Annotated in this window: 15 protein-coding genes; all 15 read right to left on the reverse strand. The window is 68.4% G+C overall.

Going from position 1 to position 16,819, the window contains the following annotated elements; translation table 11 throughout:
* Nucleotides 1-38 precede the first annotated feature (38 nt).
* Entirely contained in the window at nucleotides 39-1,496 is a 1,458-nt protein-coding gene (locus tag KXS11_RS05025; RefSeq protein ID WP_437384412.1) for a glutamate synthase subunit beta, read from the reverse strand.
* Nucleotides 1,489-6,051 carry a glutamate synthase large subunit gene (gltB, locus tag KXS11_RS05030; RefSeq protein WP_437384413.1) on the reverse strand — a complete coding sequence of 1,521 codons (4,563 nt, stop codon included), beginning with the start codon at nucleotides 6,049-6,051 and terminating at the stop codon, nucleotides 1,489-1,491. Before gltB ends, KXS11_RS05025 begins: the two co-directional genes overlap by 8 nt.
* Before the next feature lie 122 nt (nucleotides 6,052-6,173).
* The gene (gene lgt, locus KXS11_RS05035; protein WP_437384415.1) at nucleotides 6,174-7,181 is read right to left on the reverse strand and encodes a prolipoprotein diacylglyceryl transferase; all 1,008 of its coding nucleotides are present in this window, start codon (nucleotides 7,179-7,181) and stop codon (nucleotides 6,174-6,176) included.
* A gap of 126 nt (nucleotides 7,182-7,307) precedes the next feature.
* Complete coding sequence (trpA, locus tag KXS11_RS05040) at nucleotides 7,308-8,120, reverse strand: tryptophan synthase subunit alpha (RefSeq protein ID WP_437384417.1); 813 nt, start codon at nucleotides 8,118-8,120, stop codon at nucleotides 7,308-7,310.
* The gene (gene trpB / locus KXS11_RS05045; RefSeq protein ID WP_437384418.1) at nucleotides 8,117-9,361 is read right to left on the reverse strand and encodes a tryptophan synthase subunit beta; all 1,245 of its coding nucleotides are present in this window, start codon (nucleotides 9,359-9,361) and stop codon (nucleotides 8,117-8,119) included. The genes trpA and trpB overlap by 4 nt, the downstream gene beginning before the upstream one ends.
* Nucleotides 9,358-10,134: an indole-3-glycerol phosphate synthase TrpC gene (gene trpC, locus KXS11_RS05050; protein WP_437384420.1), complete on the reverse strand. Its 777-nt coding sequence runs from the start codon at nucleotides 10,132-10,134 to the stop codon at nucleotides 9,358-9,360. Before trpC ends, trpB begins: the two co-directional genes overlap by 4 nt.
* A gap of 2 nt (nucleotides 10,135-10,136) precedes the next feature.
* On the reverse strand, nucleotides 10,137-10,367 hold the full coding sequence (locus KXS11_RS05055; RefSeq protein WP_437384421.1) for a DUF6704 family protein: 231 nt from the start codon (nucleotides 10,365-10,367) through the stop codon (nucleotides 10,137-10,139).
* 114 nt (nucleotides 10,368-10,481) lie between these two features.
* Complete coding sequence (locus tag KXS11_RS05060; RefSeq protein WP_437384422.1) at nucleotides 10,482-11,186, reverse strand: Trp biosynthesis-associated membrane protein; 705 nt, start codon at nucleotides 11,184-11,186, stop codon at nucleotides 10,482-10,484.
* A 79-nt stretch (nucleotides 11,187-11,265) separates the two neighbouring features.
* Nucleotides 11,266-11,643 carry a phosphoribosyl-AMP cyclohydrolase gene (hisI, locus tag KXS11_RS05065; protein WP_437384424.1) on the reverse strand — a complete coding sequence of 126 codons (378 nt, stop codon included), beginning with the start codon at nucleotides 11,641-11,643 and terminating at the stop codon, nucleotides 11,266-11,268.
* Nucleotides 11,640-12,404: an imidazole glycerol phosphate synthase subunit HisF gene (gene hisF / locus KXS11_RS05070; protein WP_437384425.1), complete on the reverse strand. Its 765-nt coding sequence runs from the start codon at nucleotides 12,402-12,404 to the stop codon at nucleotides 11,640-11,642. Before hisF ends, hisI begins: the two co-directional genes overlap by 4 nt.
* A 48-nt stretch (nucleotides 12,405-12,452) precedes the next feature.
* Nucleotides 12,453-13,292, reverse strand: coding sequence for an ATP phosphoribosyltransferase (hisG, locus tag KXS11_RS05075; protein ID WP_437384427.1), 840 nt, complete (start codon nucleotides 13,290-13,292; stop codon nucleotides 12,453-12,455).
* 68 nt (nucleotides 13,293-13,360) lie between these two features.
* Nucleotides 13,361-13,624: a phosphoribosyl-ATP diphosphatase gene (locus KXS11_RS05080; protein ID WP_437384429.1), complete on the reverse strand. Its 264-nt coding sequence runs from the start codon at nucleotides 13,622-13,624 to the stop codon at nucleotides 13,361-13,363.
* A 78-nt stretch (nucleotides 13,625-13,702) separates the two neighbouring features.
* Nucleotides 13,703-14,371 carry a ribulose-phosphate 3-epimerase gene (gene rpe / locus KXS11_RS05085; RefSeq protein WP_437384430.1) on the reverse strand — a complete coding sequence of 223 codons (669 nt, stop codon included), beginning with the start codon at nucleotides 14,369-14,371 and terminating at the stop codon, nucleotides 13,703-13,705.
* Between the two features lie 10 nt (nucleotides 14,372-14,381).
* The gene (locus KXS11_RS05090; RefSeq protein WP_437384432.1) at nucleotides 14,382-15,872 is read right to left on the reverse strand and encodes an RsmB/NOP family class I SAM-dependent RNA methyltransferase; all 1,491 of its coding nucleotides are present in this window, start codon (nucleotides 15,870-15,872) and stop codon (nucleotides 14,382-14,384) included.
* The gene (gene fmt / locus KXS11_RS05095; RefSeq protein ID WP_437384434.1) at nucleotides 15,869-16,795 is read right to left on the reverse strand and encodes a methionyl-tRNA formyltransferase; all 927 of its coding nucleotides are present in this window, start codon (nucleotides 16,793-16,795) and stop codon (nucleotides 15,869-15,871) included. Before fmt ends, KXS11_RS05090 begins: the two co-directional genes overlap by 4 nt.
* Nucleotides 16,796-16,819: the final 24 nt, after the last annotated feature.

Raw genomic sequence — 16,819 nt, forward strand, 5'->3', positions numbered from 1 at the left:
GGCATGGTTCGTCCGACGCTTGTCGTCCGTCTGAAAGCCTAGAGGGAGATCGGCTGGTCCGTTGGACGGACCGGGAAGGGAAGCTGGGTCTCGCCTTCCAGGTACTGGTCGACGGCGGCGGCCGCAGCACGGCCCTCCGCGATCGCCCAGACGATGAGGGACTGGCCGCGACCGGCGTCACCCGCGACGAAGACGCCAGGCTCGCTCGTCTGGTAGTCGTCCTCGCGAGCCACGTTGCCGCGCCCGGTGAAGGGCAGCTTGAACTGCGACTCGAGGGTGTCGGCCTCGGGGCCGGTGAAGCCCATGGCCAGCAGGACGAGGTCCGCTGGGATCTCGCGCTCGGTGCCGCTCTTCGGGACGCGACGTCCATCGACGAACTCGGTCTCGGCGACGCGCACGGCACGCACCTCACCGGCGGCGTTGTGGAGGAACTCGACGGTCGACACGAGGTACTCCCGCTCACCGCCCTCCTCATGCGCGCTCGCGACCTCGAAGATCGTCGGCTGCATGGGCCACGGCTGGTGATCGGGCCGGTCGTCGCCCGGCTGCTTGCCGATCGCGAGGTTCGTCACCGACGCGGCACCCTGACGGTGCGCGGTGCCGATGCAGTCGGCACCCGTGTCGCCACCGCCGAGGACGACGACGTGCTTGTCCTCCGCCGTGATCTGGCCGGGCACGCTGTCTCCTGCACCGACCTTGTTCGCCTGGACGAGGTACTCCATCGCGAAGTGCACGCCTGAGAGGTCGCGGCCGGGGATCGGGAGGTCGCGCGGGACCATGGCGCCGGTCGCGATCACGACCGCGTCGTACCGGGCACGGAGCTCGTCCCAGGTGATGTCGACGCCGATGTTGACGCCGGCACGGAAACGGGTGCCTTCGTCCTGCATCTGCTTGAGACGCACGTCGAGGTGCTTCTTCTCCATCTTGAAGTCGGGGATGCCGTAGCGCAGCAGGCCGCCGATGCGGTCATCGCGTTCGTAGACGGCGACCGTGTGCCCGGCGCGCGTGAGCTGCTGCGCGGCGGCGAGCCCGGCGGGTCCGGAGCCGACGACCGCGACGGTCTTGCCCGTGAGACGCTCGGGCGGGTGCGACTCGACCCAACCGTTCGCGAACGCCTGGTCGATGATCGAGACCTCGACCTGTTTGATCGTCACGGCGGGCTGGTTGATGCCGAGGACGCACGAGCTCTCGCAGGGGGCCGGGCAGAGCCGACCCGTGAACTCGGGGAAGTTGTTGGTCGCGTGCAGGCGCTCGATCGCAGAGCGTCCTTCACCGCGCCACATCAGGTCGTTCCACTCGGGGATCAGGTTCCCGAGTGGGCAGCCCTTGTGGCAGAACGGGATGCCGCAGTCCATGCAGCGACCGGCCTGCTTGCGCAGTGTCGACGGATCGCCCTGCTCGTAGACCTCTTTCCAGTCCATGATGCGGACCGGCACCGGCCGACGTTTGGGGAGCTCGCGCTCCTGTACCTTCAGGAATCCCTTGGGATCAGCCACCGGTCACCTCCAGAATTCGGTTCCACACGATGTCGCCGTCGGGGTCGAGACCCTCGTCGACGGCGCTCTGCCGGGTCGCGAGGACCGCGGCGTAGTCGCGTGGCAGGACTTTGACGAAACGTGAGACGGTCTGCTCGAAGTCTGCGAGCAGGCGTCCGGCCAACGGAGAACCGGTCTCCGCGACGTGGCGTTCGAGCAGGTCGCGGACGATCTCCACATCCCCGCTGCCGAGGGGCAGCAGGGTCAGCTCACCGGAGGCGAGGGAGTCGCGGTTCACCTGGTCGCGTTCGAGGTCGAACACGTAGGCGGTTCCACCCGACATGCCTGCGCCGAGGTTGCGACCCGTCTGACCGAGGATGAGGGCGAGGCCACCGGTCATGTACTCGAGTGCGTGGTCACCGACGCCCTCGACGACTGCCGTCGCACCGGAGTTCCGCACGAGGAAGCGTTCGCCGACCATGCCACCGAGGAACATCGTGCCCTGCGTCGCCCCGTAGCCGATGACGTTGCCAGCGATGACGTTCTCCTCGGGGGCGAACGTGACGCCCTCCGGCGGTCGGACGACGATCTGTCCACCGGACAGTCCCTTGCCGACGTAGTCGTTGGAATCGCCGATGAGGCGCAGCGCGATGCCTCCGGGGAGGAACGCGCCGAACGACTGTCCGGCGGAACCCCGCAGGGTGATGTCGATGCTGCCGGCCGGCAAGCCGTTCTCACCGTGACGCAGCGTCACCTCGTGGCCGAGCATGGTGCCGACGGCACGCTCGGTGTTCCGGATCGGCAGGTCGACGGCGAAGTGACCGCCGTGCTCCAGGACGTCGGCAGCGGCCCGGATCAGCTGCTGGTCGAAGTGCTTCTCGAGCTCGTGTTCCTGTGGGCGACGGTTGATCCGCGGCTCGTCGTCGGCGAACGCCGGACCGACGAGGACAGGCGAGAGGTCGAGCCCGGATGCCTTCCAGTGCTCGATCGCCCGGTCGGCGTCGATCAGTTCGTTGTGGCCGATGGCCTCCTCGAGCGACCGGAAGCCGAGCTCGGCGAGGTACTCCCGGACCTCCTGCGCGATGAACTCGAAGAAGTTCACGACGAACTCCGGCTTCCCGGTGAACCGCTCCCGGAGGACGGGGTTCTGGGTCGCGACACCGACGGGGCAGGTGTCGAGGTGGCACACACGCATCATGACGCAACCCGAGACGACGAGTGGCGCGGTGGCGAAACCGAACTCCTCGGCGCCGAGCAGCGCGCCGATGACGACGTCGCGGCCGGTCTTCATCTGACCGTCGACCTGGACGACGACCCGGTCGCGCATGTTGTTGAGCATCAGCGTCTGCTGGGTCTCGGCCAGACCGAGTTCCCAGGGCGTCCCGGCGTGCTTCAGCGAGTTGAGTGGACTCGCACCTGTGCCACCGTCGTGTCCGGAGACGAGGATCACATCGGACAGCGCCTTCGCGACGCCCGCCGCGACGGCACCGATGCCGGACTGGCTGACCAGCTTCGTGTGGATCCGCGCCTTCGGGTTCGCTCGCTTCAGATCGAAGATGAGCTGCTTGAGGTCTTCGATCGAGTAGATGTCGTGGTGCGGCGGCGGTGAGATGAGTCCGACGCCTGCGGTCGCGTGACGGGTCCGGGCCACCCAGGGGTAGACCTTCGTCGGCGGCAACTGGCCACCCTCACCGGGCTTGGCGCCTTGGGCGAGCTTGATCTGGATGTCGTCGGCGTGCGTCAGGTACATGCTCGTGACGCCGAAGCGCCCCGAAGCGACCTGCTTGATGGCGCTGCGGCGCGTGGGGTCGAGCAGGCGGTCGACGTCCTCGCCGCCCTCGCCGGTGTTCGACTTCGCACCGATGCTGTTCATCGCGATCGCGAGCGTCTCGTGGGCTTCGCGGGAGATCGACCCGTAGCTCATCGCACCGGTCGAGAACCGCTTGACGATGGACGCGACGGACTCGACCTCGTCCAGGGCGACCGGAGGACGCGCGCCGGTGCGGAGCGTGAACATGCCGCGAAGGGTCATGAGCTGCTCGGCCTGCGAGTCGACGAGGTGCGTGTACTCGCGGAAGATGTCGTACCGTCGCGTCTTCGTGGCGTGCTGGAGCTTGAACACCGTGTCGGGGTTGAAGAGGTGCGGTGAACCGTCGCGGCGCCACTGGTACTCACCGCCCGACTGCAGACGCTCGTGAGCGGTGGAAGCAGCGTCGGCGGGGTACGCGTAGCGGTGACGCTTCGCGTTCTCCTCGGCGATGACGTCGATGCCGACGCCGCCGAGCTTCGACTCCGTGCCGGTGAAGTAGGCCTCGACCAGCTGTTCGCTCAGCCCGACGGCCTCGAAGGCCTGTGCGCCGGCGTACGAGGACACCGTCGAGATGCCCATCTTGGACATGATCTTCAGGACGCCCTTGCCGAGCGCCTTGATCACGTTCTTCACGGCCTGCTCGCGACTGACGCCCTGGATCAGGCCGCTGCGTACGAGGTCCTCGCAGCTCTCCATGGCCAGGTACGGGTTGATCGCCGATGCGCCGTACCCGATGAGGAGTGCGACGTGGTGCACCTCGCGGACGTCGCCTGCCTCGACCACCAGGCCGACCTTCATCCGGTTCTCGGAGCGGATGAGGTGGTGGTGAACGGCTGCTAGCGAGAGCAGCGACGGGATGGGCGCGAGGTCGGAGTTCGAGTCGCGGTCGCTCAAGACGATGAACTCGGAACCCGCCTCGATCGCCTCGTCGACCTCGTCGCACATCTCGCGCAGACGGGCTTCGAGACCGCGCGCGCCGTCCTCGACCCGGTACAGCGCCTTGACGGTCGCCGTGAGCTGGCTGCCGGGCCGGGGGTCGATGTGCTGGATCTTGGCGAGCTCGTCATTGTCGATCACCGGGAAGTCGAGGACGACCTGCTTGGCATGGTCAGGACCCCACGACAGCAGGTTCCGTTCCGGTCCGAGGCCGAGCTTCAGCGAGGTGACGACCTCTTCGCGGATCGAGTCGAGGGGCGGATTGGTCACCTGCGCGAACTGCTGCACGAAGTAGTCGAACAACAGTCGAGGGCGCTCCGACAGCACGGCGATCGGCGTGTCGGAGCCCATGGCACCGAGCGGTTCCGCCCCGTTCTGACCCATCGGCTGCAGGAGGATGCGAACCTCTTCCTCGGTGTAGCCGAACGTGCGCTGACGGCGCGTGACCGAGGCGGGCGTGTGCACGATGTGCTCGCGCTCCGGCAGGTCGCGCAGGTGGATGCGGCCGGCGTCGAGCCACTCCCCCCAGGGCGCTGCACCGGAGAGTTCGTCCTTGATCTCGTCGTCCTCGATGATGCGTCCTGCGACGGTGTCGACGAGGAACATCTTGCCTGGACGCAGACGGCCCTTGCGCTTCACCCGACTGGGCTCGACGTCGAGGACACCGATCTCGCTGCCGAGCACGACCAGGCCGTCCGTGGTCTCGAGCCAGCGCCCGGGGCGCAGTCCGTTGCGGTCGAGCGTCGCACCGACGAGCGTTCCGTCGGTGAAGGTGAGGGCGGCAGGTCCGTCCCAGGGCTCCATCTGCATGGAGTTGAACTCGTAGAAGTCGCGTCGTTCCTGCGTCAGTCCGGTCTGCTTCTCCCACGCTTCCGGCACCATCATCATCATCGCGTGCGGCAGCGACCGCCCGGTGAGGGTGAGGAGCTCGAGCACCTCGTCGAACGACGCCGAATCGCTCGCACCCGGAGTGATGATGGGCAGCAGTGGACGCACGTCTCCGATGAGTTCGGATTCGAGCTGTGACTGTCGGGCACGCATCCAGTTGCGGTTGCCCTCGACGGTGTTGATCTCGCCGTTGTGCGCCATCATGCGCAGCGGCTGCGCGAGCGGCCAGGACGGGAACGTGTTCGTCGAGTAGCGGGAGTGCACGATCGCGAGCTTCGTTGCGAAGCGCTCGTCGGAGAGGTCCGGGTAGAACGGTTCGAGCTGCAGGGTCGTGACCATGCCCTTGTAGACGAGGGTGCGGCTCGACAGGGAGATGAAGTACGCGCCGAGCTCACGCTCCGCTCGCTTCCGCAGCCGGAACGTCAGACGGTCGAGTGCGATCCCGGCGGGCTTCGAGCCGTCGGCACCGGTCACGAAGAGCTGCTCGAACGCCGGCATCGCCGCGCGCGCGAGCTTGCCCAGCTCCAGAGGGTCGACCGGTACCTCGCGCCAGCCCAGCACGGAGAGCTGCTCCTCGGTCGCGATGGTCTCGATCCGCGCCTGGAGCTCGGCGCGCTCGACCTGATCGGTGGGGAGGAAGGCCATGCCGACCGCGTACTCGCCGAGCGGCGGAAGCTCGAACCCGGCCACGCCGCGGAGGAACTCGTCCGGTATCTGCGTCAGGATGCCGGCGCCGTCACCGGTTCCGGCGTCGGAGCCGATGGCCCCACGGTGCTCGAGGTTGCGGAGCGAACCGAGAGCGGCGTCGATGATGCTGTGCGAGGCCTCACCGGTGAGCGTCGCGACCATGGCCAGGCCACAGGCGTCCTTCTCACGGGCAGGGTTGTAGAGGCCCTGTTTGGGCGGAACCGCGCTGAACGAAGCGTACGGTGCGTGCGCCATGGATATACCGTCCTCACGAAAGGGGGATCAGGAAAGGGACGCCACTGGCCCTGGGACGAAACGGTTGCTGAACCCCGCAGACACTCGGGGAACGCCTGGCCGGAGAAAGGTGTGCGCCTGGCCTAGGATGTGGAGCCGGTTCTGCTTGTGGCGACCGTGGCTTCGGACTCCGGAGCGGACGTCGCAGCGCTGTCGGCTCCGTCGGCGTCGTTGTCGTCGGAAGCACTGCGCAGTCCCAGGTTCTCCGCGTCGGTGTCGTAGAAGTCTACAGCAGCCTTCGGGTCCTTCCACTCCCGGCCGGTGACGTACGCCGAGGGCTCGGCACCAGTGTGACGGCGCGTCTGCACGATGATGATCACGATGCCGACGGCGATGGCGAGCAGTGCCGCCCAGACGTTGGCGCGGATGCCGAAGAGGTACTCGCTCGGATCGACGCGGATCGTCTCCCAGACGGTCCGGCCGGCGCCGTACCAGATCAGGTAGACGGCGAACAGGCGGCCCCACTGCGGGTTGAAGCGTTTGCCGATCCAGAGGATGACGGCGACGCCGAGGAGGTTCCAGATGATCTCGTAGAGGAACGTCGGGTGGAAGAGCGTTCCAGCGGGCAGCCCGATGGGGAACGCCGGGTTGCTGGCCTTGATCTCCAGGCCCCACGGCAGGTCCGTCGGCAGGCCGAAGAGTTCGTTGTTGAAGTAGTTGCCGAGTCGACCGAACGCCTGGGCCAGCAGGAGGCCCGGCGCGAGCGCGTCGGCGAAGGTCCAGAAGCGGATGCCGGTCATCCGGCAGCCGATGTACGCACCGACCGCTCCGCCGAGGAGGGAGCCGAAGATCGCGATGCCGCCCTCCCAGATGTAGAGCGTGCGCAGCAGGTCCGCGCCGGGGTAGAAGTAGTCGCCCGGGTGCGTGAGCACGTGGAAGACGCGTGCGCCGATGATTCCGAGCGGGATGGCCCACAGGATGATGTCGAGCACGATGCCCGGCTCGGCACCGCGTTTGGTGAGGCGGCGAGAGGTGAGGATCGTCGCGGCGATGATGCCGGCGATGATGCAGAGCGCGTAGAAGTGCACCGTGAACGGGCCGACACTGAAGCTCGAGACGTCGGGGCTCGGGATGCTAAGGGGTGCAATCACTGCGGTGGTCGCCTTTCGTGGGGAACTCTGATCGAGTGTACGGCCTCGGTCGGCGCATCGGTGCTGAGGTTACCCTCACCGCTCACCTGCCGACGGGCACGTCCGGGACGTGGCGTGGGTCGCCGTTCAGCGCGCCGCGCCTGCGGCGAGGGCACGCGTGACTTCGGCGACTGCTGGCACGCCGCCGTCGGCGAGAGCCTTCACGAACACCGAGCCGACGATCGCTCCGTCGGCGTATTCGAGCACGGAGCGCACCTGGTCGGCGGTCGAGATGCCGATGCCGACACACGCGTAGTCTGCACCGGCACTGCGGAGCCGACCGACGAGCGTCTTGGCAGCGGCGTCGAGGTCCTGCCGTGCACCGGTGATGCCCATCGTCGAGACCGTGTAGACGAAGCCCCTGGAGTGCTCGGTGACGAGCGAGAGACGCTCCTCCGATGAGGTCGGTGCCGCGAGGAACACGCGGTCGAGCCCGTGGCGCTCGCTCGCCTCGAGCCAGTCGGCTGCAGCGTCCGGCGTGATGTCGGGAGTGATGAGGCCGGCGCCGCCCGCGGCGACGAGGTCCGCGGCGAACCGGTCCACCCCGTACTGCAGCACGGGGTTCCAGTAGGTCATGACGAGGACGGGGACGTCGACGGCGGCACGGATCGCACTGATCGCCGTGAAGACGTCGCGTAGACGGAACCCGCCGGACAGCGCGGTCAACGTCGCAGCCTGGATGACGGCCCCGTCCATGACCGGGTCGGAGTAGGGCACACCGAGTTCGAGGACGTCGACGCCGTTCTCCGCGAGGGCGATGGCTGCGTCGATACTGGTCTGCAGATCGGGGAAGCCGACCGGGAGGTACCCGATCAAGGCTCCACGACGCTCCGCTTTCGCTTGGTCGATGGCGGTGGCGACGGGTGACGCGGTCACCGAGGAGGATTCGATCGTGCTCATGCTGACTGCCCGTCGTCGAGGAGGCCGAAGTAGGTCGCCGCGGTCTCGACGTCCTTGTCGCCTCGGCCGGAGAGGTTGACGAGGATCGTGGCGTCCGGGCCGAGTTCCTTGCCGAGCGCGATGGCACCGGCCAGTGCGTGCGCTGATTCGATCGCAGGGATGATGCCCTCGGTGCGGCTGAGGAGTTGGAACGCGTCCATGGCCTCTGCATCGCTTGCCGGCATGTACGTGGCGCGACCGATGTCGGCGAGCCAGGAGTGCTCGGGCCCGACGCCGGGGTAGTCGAGACCCGCCGAGATCGAGTGCGACTCGACCGTCTGTCCGTCCTCGTCCTGCAGCACGTAGGTGCGTGCTCCATGGAGCACGCCGGGGCGGCCGCGTTCGATCGACGCGGCGTGGCGGGCGGTGTCGATGCCGTCGCCCGATGCCTCGACGCCGTACAGGGCGACGTCCGCGTCGTCGAGGAAGGCGTGGAAGATGCCGATCGCGTTCGATCCTCCGCCGACGCAGGCGACGACCGCATCGGGGAGCTCGCCCGTGAGCTCGAGGAGTTGCGCGCGGGCCTCCTCGCCGATGATCTTCTGGAAGTCGCGGACCATGACGGGGAACGGATGCGGACCGGCGGCCGTGCCGAAGATGTAGTTGGTCGTCTCGACCGACGCGACCCAGTCGCGGTACGCCTCGTTGATGGCGTCCTTCAGTGTGCGCGAACCGGTCTTGACCGGGATCACTGTTGCGCCGAGGAGCCTCATGCGGGCGACGTTGAGCGCCTGGCGTTCGGTGTCCACCTCCCCCATGTAGATGGTGCACTCGAGCCCGAACAGCGCCGCTGCGGTCGCGGTCGCGACGCCGTGCTGGCCGGCGCCGGTCTCCGCGATGACCCGGGTCTTGCCGATGCGCTTCGTGAGGAGTGCCTGGCCGAGGACGTTGTTGATCTTGTGGGAGCCTGTGTGGTTGAGGTCCTCACGCTTGAGGAACACTCGCGCTCCCCCTGCGGAGGCGGCGAAGCGCGGCACCTCGGTGATGATCGACGGGCGTCCCGCGTAATCGCGCAGGAGCGTCGTCAGTTCCTCTTGGAAGCTCGGGTCCGCCTTCGCGGCCTCGTACGCCTCTGCGAGTTCATCGACGGCGGCGATGAGGGCTTCGGGCATGAAGCGGCCACCGAAGTCTCCGAAGAACGGTCCGTGTTCGTCCCGAAGACGGGTCGTTGCAGGCGCGTTCGGGGTGGTTGATTGGGTCATGCGGTGACTCCCAGGAACTGTTCGAGGGTGGCGACGGGGTCGCCGGTGACGAGCGCCTCGCCGACGAGGACGACGTCTGCGCCGTCCTGGCGGTAGGCCGCGACGTCGTGAGCGCTGAGGACTGCGGACTCCGCGACCTTCACGGCATCCGCAGGGAATCGCTCGCTCAGCGTCCCGAAGAGTCGCTGGTCGAGCTCGAACGTGCTGAGGTTGCGCGCGTTCACGCCGATGAGCCTGGCACCGATGTCTGCGGCGCGGGAGAGTTCGTCGGCCGAATGGGTCTCGACCAGCGGCGTCATGCCGAGTTCGAGGATGAGCTCGTGGAGGGAGACGAGCGTGGACTGCTCGAGGCCCGCGACGATCAACAGCACCAGGTCCGCCCCAGAGGCTCGTGCCTCGAAGACCTGGTACGGCACGGAGATGAAGTCCTTACGGAGGACCGGGATCGTGATGGCCGCCCGAACAGCTTCGAGGTCTTGCAGGGAGCCTCCGAAACGGCGGCCTTCGGTGAGCACGCTGACCGCGCTCGCGCCACCCTGCTCGTAGAGCGAAGCGAGGAGGGCAGGATCTGGGATGTCCGCGAGGGCGCCTCGAGACGGGCTCGAACGCTTCACCTCGGCGATGATCTTGACGCGGTCGGCCGGAGCGAGGGCCGCAAGAGCGTCGATGGCCGGAGGGGCCTCGAGCGCGGCGGCCTCGACCGCCGCCGAGGAACGCCGAGTCAGACGCTCAGTGGCGTCCTCCATCGCGCCGGCCATCAGGTCGGCGAGCATGTTCAGTGCTCTTTCGCCACGTACTTGGCGCCGCCGACACCGTACCCGGCCTTGGCGAGCACGCCGCCCGTGATCCAACCGAGGACCAGGACGCCGGCCGAGACCCAGACGAGCACGGGCATGTCGAGCCAGAAGAAGACCGTTCCGGCGGCGAACGCCACCAACATGATGATCACGGCCGTCCAGGCGGCGGGCGAGTGTCCGTGGCCGGGGTCCGAGGGATCGGTGCTCATGATTCTCCTTCTGTGCGAGTGCGGCTTCCAGTGTATCCGGAAGACGAGGGTCGTTCGGCGCTCGGGCCACGAGTCGTCAGGTGGCCTTGGCGCTGGTGCTCAGCGCGTGCGGGGTCAGCGGGTGGGGTCGTCGCCTCGGCTGAGGTCGTCCCAAGCGCCGACGGGGTCTGCGGTTGGGGCGGTGTCGGTCTGCTCGAAGCGCACGGTCTGATACTTCTTGGACGGTCCCGGCCACACGCGGTGCGTGAGGACCGTGGCGATACCGGCGAGGGCGAGCAGGACACCGAGGATCACCGTGACGATCGGCCAGGCGGTGAGCGACGTGGCCTGGACGAGGTCGATCGTCGACTGCGATCCCGCGACTCCCGTTGCCTCGGTGACCGCTGCTCCGCCGGCCGCTGCTGGTGAGATGAGCACGGCGATCGCCGAGTAGGCGACGCACGCGCCGATCACCGCTTCGAGTGAGCCGAGGATGACCCGGAACACCGGTCCGGCGATCGCGAGCGCTGCGACGAGGGCGAGGCCGGCGAGGGCGAGGGCGGACAGAGCCGGGGCCGCGACGGACCCGACGACGTCCAGCGCACCGGAATGCGGTCCGACACCGACGAGACTGATCGAGAGCCAGGTCTGGGTCCATGACGCGAGGATCACCGCGTTGAACAGGACCGCAGCGAGCAGAAGGGTGCTCTTCACCCGTCGCTGCCGGCTGCGGAGCGCACGTGCCGCTGCCGCGTCCTCTGCGGAGACGTCCTCGGAGGCCGTCTCAGGTGTGGTCGCGTCCTCGCGCTCTCGGTTCGATGCTGCGTCGGACTCGCTCATGCTCGTACTCGATTCATGGTGTTGGCGATGGTCACGGTGGCCAGGACGTCCTGTCCGCGTGAACCGTTCGATGTCGGTGTCACTCCCCCACGACGACATCGAGGGGGCGGCCGTCGAAGCAGCTGCGGGAACCGGTGTGGCACGCTGCGCCGTGCTGGTCCACCTCCACCAACAGGGTATCCCCGTCGCAGTCGTAGGCCAGCGAACGGACCAGTTGGATGTGACCGGAGGTGTCGCCCTTCCGCCAGTATTCCTGGCGCGAGCGGGACCAGTACGTGACCCGTCCCTCGGTCATCGTGCGACGGACCGCCTCAGCGTCCATCCAGCCGAGCATGAGGACGTCGCGAGAATCCCACTGCTGGACGATCGCCGGAAGCAGGCCGTCGTCGTTGAAGACGAGTTCGGCGATGGCGGTCTCGGCGCTCGCACCCTCCGGGATCGTGATGTCGGCGCTCATACCCGCACCGTCCAACCCGCGGACTGCAGCTCCTGCTTGACCTCGGCGATCGTGAGCTCGCCGTTGTGGAACACGCTCGCGGCCAACACCGCGTCGGCACCGGCCGCGATCGCGGGCGGGAAGTCCGCGAGGCGCCCGGCGCCACCGGAGGCGATCACTGGGACGCGACTGATCTCGCGCATGGCCGTGATCAAGGCGGTGTCGAAACCGGCCTTGGTGCCGTCTGCGTCGATGGAGTTGACGAGCAGTTCGCCGGCACCGCGTTCGATCGCCTCGGCAGCCCAGGCGAGGGCGTCGAGTTCGGTGTCGCGGCGGCCCCCGTGCGTGGTGACGATCCAGCCGGACGCGCTGCCCTCGTGCCGTTTGACATCGAGCGAGAGGACGAGGACCTGGGCACCGAAGCGGTCGGCGATCTCGCCGAGGAGTTCCGGGCGGGCGATGGCGGCACTGTTCACGCCGATCTTGTCGGCTCCGCTCGCGAGGAGTCTCGCGACGTCCTCCGTCGAGCGCACGCCGCCGCCGACCGTCAGTGGGATGAAGACCTGTTCGGCTGTCCGGCTGACGAGGTCGTAGGTGGTGTCACGACCAGCGACCGTCGCGGTCACGTCGAGGAAGGTGAGCTCGTCGGCCCCCTGCTCGGCATAGCGTTTCGCGAGTTCGACCGGGTCCCCTGCATCACGCAGATCAAGGAAGTTGACGCCCTTCACGACGCGTCCGTCGGCGACGTCGAGACACGGGATGACACGGGTGGCGAGTGACACGGTGGCCTCCGCTGATGCGACTGGTGAGCTGATGGTGATGGGTGCGGCTCAGAGCCTGGCCGCGTGGATCGCGGTGACGAGGATGGCGCGCGCGCCGAGCTCGTAGAGACGGTCCATGACGTCGTTCGCGTCGCCGCGAGCGATCATGACCCGGACGGCGACCCACTCTGGGTCGCGCAGCGGCGAGATCGTCGGCGACTCGATGCCACCGGCCACCGCGGTCGCCTGCTCCAGGAGGGCGACGGGCAGGTCGTAGTCGACGAGGACGTACTGGCGTGCGACGAGCACGCCCTGCAGGCGACGGATGAGGGTGTCGGTGCCCGGCTTCGTCTCCGGGGAGGTGATGAGCACGGCGGTCGACTCCAGGATGACGGGACCGAAGATCTCGAGTCCGGCCTTCCGGAGTGTCGTGCCCGTCGAGACCACGTCGGCCACGGCGTCGGCGACACCGAGCTGTACCGCCGATTCGACGGCGCCGTCGAGCTGGACGAGCGTCGCTTCGACGCCGGCAGCCTCCAGGAAGTTGCCGACGAGACCCGGATAGCTCGTCGCGACCGTCTTGCCGGCGAGGTCGGACAGCTCGGAGAACTGTCCGGCAGGGCCCGCGAAGCGGAAGGTCGAACCGCCGAATCCGAGCTCGGCGAGTTCGGTGGCGGCCGAGTGCGAGTCGAGCATGAGGTCACGACCGGTGACGCCGATGTCGAGAGCGCCGGAACCGACGTAGGTGGCGATGTCGCGCGGGCGGAGGTAGAAGAACTCGACGCCGTTGCGCGCGTCGACGACGTGCAGCTCCTTGGTGTCGCGGCGGGTGGCGTACCCGGCCTCCTGGAGCATCTCGACGGCGGTCTCGGACAGCGAGCCCTTGTTGGGCACGGCGACTCTCAGCATGGGGTGGTTCTCATTTCGTGACTCGGGAGGAAGTGGTGGGACCGTTGGACCGCTCAGAGGGCCCTGGCTCACAGATGTCGGTAGACATCGGCAGGGGTCAGCCCCTTCGCCACCATCATCACCTGCACGTGGTACAGCAGCTGGGAGATCTCCTCAGCCGTCTCGGTGTCACTCTGGTATTCGGCGGCCATCCATACCTCGGCCGCTTCCTCGACGATCTTCTTGCCGATGCCGTGCACGCCGGAGTCGAGCTCACGGACGGTGCCGGAACCCTCCGGCCGCGTCTCGGCCTTCATCTGCAGCTCGTCGAACAGCTCGTCGAAGGTTTTCACGTGCTCCAGGTTAGCGGTTCGGGGCGGTGCTTCGTGCCGCGCGACGTCTCGTCGGCACGGAGCCGGCTGCCCGGTGGGTCAGTGCGTGTGGGTCGCCGAGGTCGCTGCAGCGCGCAGACGGGCGATGTTCGCGGCCGGATCGGAGCCTCCGTACACGGCCGAACCCGCCACGAACGTGTTCGCTCCGGCCTCGGCGGCGATCCCGATCGTGTCGGCCGTGATGCCGCCGTCGACCTGGAGCCACACGTCGAGACCCGTTCGGGCGACCTCGGCCGAGAGCGCCCGGAGCTTCGGCATCGTCTCGGGCATGAACGACTGCCCACCGAAGCCCGGTTCGACCGTCATCACGAGAACCTGGTCGAACTCCGGGAGCAGCTCGAGATACGGATCCACGGCGGTCCCGGGCTTGAGGGCGATGCCAGCCCGGGCACCGATCGAGCGCAGACGGCGTGCGAGCGCGACCGGATCGGTCGCCGCCTCCGCGTGGAAGGTCACGGAGTACGCGCCGAGTTCCGCGTAGCCCGGGGCCCAGCGGTCGGCGTCCGAGATCATCAGGTGGACGTCGAGCGGCACGGGAGACACGTCCTGGATGCGGCCGACCATCTGCGGACCGAAGGTGAGGTTCGGCACGAAATGGTTGTCCATGACGTCGACGTGGACGAGGTCGGCTGTCGCGATGCGCTCCAGATCGGCTTGGAGGTTCACGAAATCGGCGGACAGGATGCTCGGGTTGATGCGCGCTGACATGGAGTCGAGCCTACCGACCTGACGTGGCGTCGTCCGACGTCGACGGGCGCTGGAGCAGGGCGATGTACATGGCGTCGGTGCCCTGGCGGTGCGGCCACAGCTGGACTGCTCCGCCTGGCGCCGCAGCGTCGAGCGGTTCCGATGTCACCTCGTCGAGGACGGCCGTGGTGTCGAGCCGTTCCATCTCCGGGTGCTTCCGCAGCGCGCTCTCGACGATCAGGGCCGTCTCGCCGACGTGCGGTGAGCAGGTGACGTACGCGACGATGCCGCCCGGAGCCAACGCGGTGATCGCTGCGTCGAGCAGCGACGACTGGAGTTTCGTGAGGTCGGCGACGTCCTTCGGGGTCTTCCGCCAGCGTGCCTCGGGACGGCGACGAAGAGCGCCGAGCCCGGTGCACGGCGCGTCCAGGAGGATCCGGTCGTAGGTGCCTGCATGGGCGTTGGCGAGTTCGGTGCCGTCCGCCGTCGAGACCTGCACGTCGAGCGGGACGCCGACGAGCGCGCGTTCGACGAGCTTCGCGCGGGCGGGTACCAGCTCGTTCGCATCGAGCAGCGCACCACCTGCGAGTGCCTCCGCAGCGAGCAGTGCGGCCTTGCCACCCGGACCGGCACACAGGTCGAGCCAGCGCTCACCTGCTGCCACGGGGCGAGCCCTGGTCAAGGCCAATGCGGCGAGCTGTGACCCCTCGTCCTGGACACGGAGGCGGCCGCCACCGGTTCCGACGAGTTGGACCGGGTCTCCACCAGAGGAACGGAAGCCGTAGGGCGAGAAGCGGTTGTGTTCGGCGTCCTGGGGGCGCTCAGCGAGGCCTGGGAGGGCGATGAGGTTGACCTGGGGTGCGACGTTGTCGGCTGCGAGGGCTGCTTCGAGTTCGTCACCGCGGTCCTGGAGGTCGAGGGACTGCCGGATCGCACGGACGACCCACGACGGGTGAGCGGTACTGATGGCCAGGCGGTCGATCTCGTTCGTCGTGTCACCGAGCAGGATGCGCTCCCACTCGGCGGGTTCCGTCCGCGAGATGGTTCGCAGGACGCCGTTGGTGAAGCCGGCGGCCGAGCGGGAACCGGCGCTGCGGGCCAGTTCGACGGACTCGTTCACCGCGGCATGGCCGGCGACGCGCATCGACAGCAGCTGGTGTGCTCCGAGACGAAGGACGTCGAGGATCGCGTCGTCGATCTCGGTGACCGGCCGATTGGCGGCGTGCGCGATCACGCGGTCGTAATACCCGCGCCGACGGAGCGTGCCATAGGTCAACTCGGTGGCGAGCCCGGCGTCAGCCGGGCTCAGTCGCGCCTCCGCGAGGCGGTGCGGCAGCAGGAGGTTCGCGTAGGCATCGGAGGTGCTGACCGCGTGGATGACGTCGAAGGCGACGCGGCGAGCCGGCTGGACGGTCGCCTCGCGCGGGCGGGAGGGTCGCTGGCGTCCGCGACGCGGCTCCTCGCCGCGCGGTCGCTGGTCGGCGCGGCGAGGGTCGCGTCCGCTGGACGGCGCGGGGCTCATGCCGTCACCAACCGATCCGAACTGTTCGCGGCACCACGCCACCAGTCAGCCGCGGACATGGCCGTTCGCCCGGCAGGCTGGACCTGCAGCAGTTCCAGCGGCTGGTCGGCGGTGCCGACGACGACCCGTCCGTCCATGAGAGCGACGACGCCGGGATCGAGGGCTGCAGCTGCTGCAGACCACGGGGCGGCGCGATGGATCTTCAATCGGGCACCGTCGAGCATCGTGTACGCCCCCGGCTCCGGCGTGACGCCTCGGATCTGCGCCCACACGCGATCCACCGCGCGGTTCCAGTCGACGTGCCCGTCTCCACCGTCGAGTTTGGGGGCGAGGGACACTTCACCGGACTGCGGTGATGCCACTGCGGTGCCCGCGGCGATGCCGTCGACGACCTCGAGCGTGAGTGGGGCACCCAGGACCGCGAGGCGGTCGAGCAGCTCGCCGGCGGTCTCCCCCGGCTCCACAGCGGTCGACAGGCTGGCGAACACGTCACCGGCATCGAGTGCCGGGACGAGCTGGAACACCGAGGCGCCGGTGACCGGCTCGCCTGCCAGGACCGATCGCTGCACAGGCGCAGCGCCGCGCCAGGCGGGCAGGAGCGAGAAGTGCAGGTTGATCCAACCGTGCTCGGGTGCCGAGAGCAGCGGCTCGCGGACGAGCCCGCCGTAGGCGACGATGACGCCGAGGTCCGCATGCAGCGCGATGATCCGCGCCGTCGCATCCTCGTCGAGTCGGGCCGCCTTGATCACGGGTAGGCCGTGTCGCTCAGCGGCTCGAGCCACCGGAGAGGGGGTGAGTACCCGCTTGCGACCGAGTGGGGCGTCTGGACGGGTGACCACACCGACGACCTCGTGTTCGGAGGCGACAAGGGCTTCGAGCGTCGCGACGGCGACGGCGGGAGTACCGGCGAAGACCAGCCTCATACGGTGCGGGCTTCGTGCGCGGGG

The sequence above is a fragment of the Plantibacter flavus genome (genome assembly GCF_051487245.1).
GTDB lineage: Bacteria > Actinomycetota > Actinomycetes > Actinomycetales > Microbacteriaceae > Plantibacter > Plantibacter flavus_B.

What these genes read in the sequence shown, in the direction of transcription:
- gltB (WP_437384413.1), bottom strand. Translation starts at nt 6,051, where the DNA reads ATGGCGCACGCACCGTACGCTTCGTTCAGCGCGGTTCCGCCCAAACAG.
- trpA (WP_437384417.1), bottom strand. Translation starts at nt 8,120, where the DNA reads ATGAGCACGATCGAATCCTCCTCGGTGACCGCGTCACCCGTCGCCACC.
- trpB (WP_437384418.1), bottom strand. Translation starts at nt 9,361, where the DNA reads ATGACCCAATCAACCACCCCGAACGCGCCTGCAACGACCCGTCTTCGG.
- hisG (WP_437384427.1), bottom strand. Translation starts at nt 13,292, where the DNA reads ATGCTGAGAGTCGCCGTGCCCAACAAGGGCTCGCTGTCCGAGACCGCC.
- KXS11_RS05060 (WP_437384422.1), bottom strand. Translation starts at nt 11,186, where the DNA reads ATGAGCGAGTCCGACGCAGCATCGAACCGAGAGCGCGAGGACGCGACC.
- trpC (WP_437384420.1), bottom strand. Translation starts at nt 10,134, where the DNA reads ATGCTCGCCGACCTGATGGCCGGCGCGATGGAGGACGCCACTGAGCGT.
- KXS11_RS05055 (WP_437384421.1), bottom strand. Translation starts at nt 10,367, where the DNA reads ATGAGCACCGATCCCTCGGACCCCGGCCACGGACACTCGCCCGCCGCC.
- KXS11_RS05090 (WP_437384432.1), bottom strand. Translation starts at nt 15,872, where the DNA reads ATGAGCCCCGCGCCGTCCAGCGGACGCGACCCTCGCCGCGCCGACCAG.
- hisI (WP_437384424.1), bottom strand. Translation starts at nt 11,643, where the DNA reads ATGAGCGCCGACATCACGATCCCGGAGGGTGCGAGCGCCGAGACCGCC.
- fmt (WP_437384434.1), bottom strand. Translation starts at nt 16,795, where the DNA reads ATGAGGCTGGTCTTCGCCGGTACTCCCGCCGTCGCCGTCGCGACGCTC.
- rpe (WP_437384430.1), bottom strand. Translation starts at nt 14,371, where the DNA reads ATGTCAGCGCGCATCAACCCGAGCATCCTGTCCGCCGATTTCGTGAAC.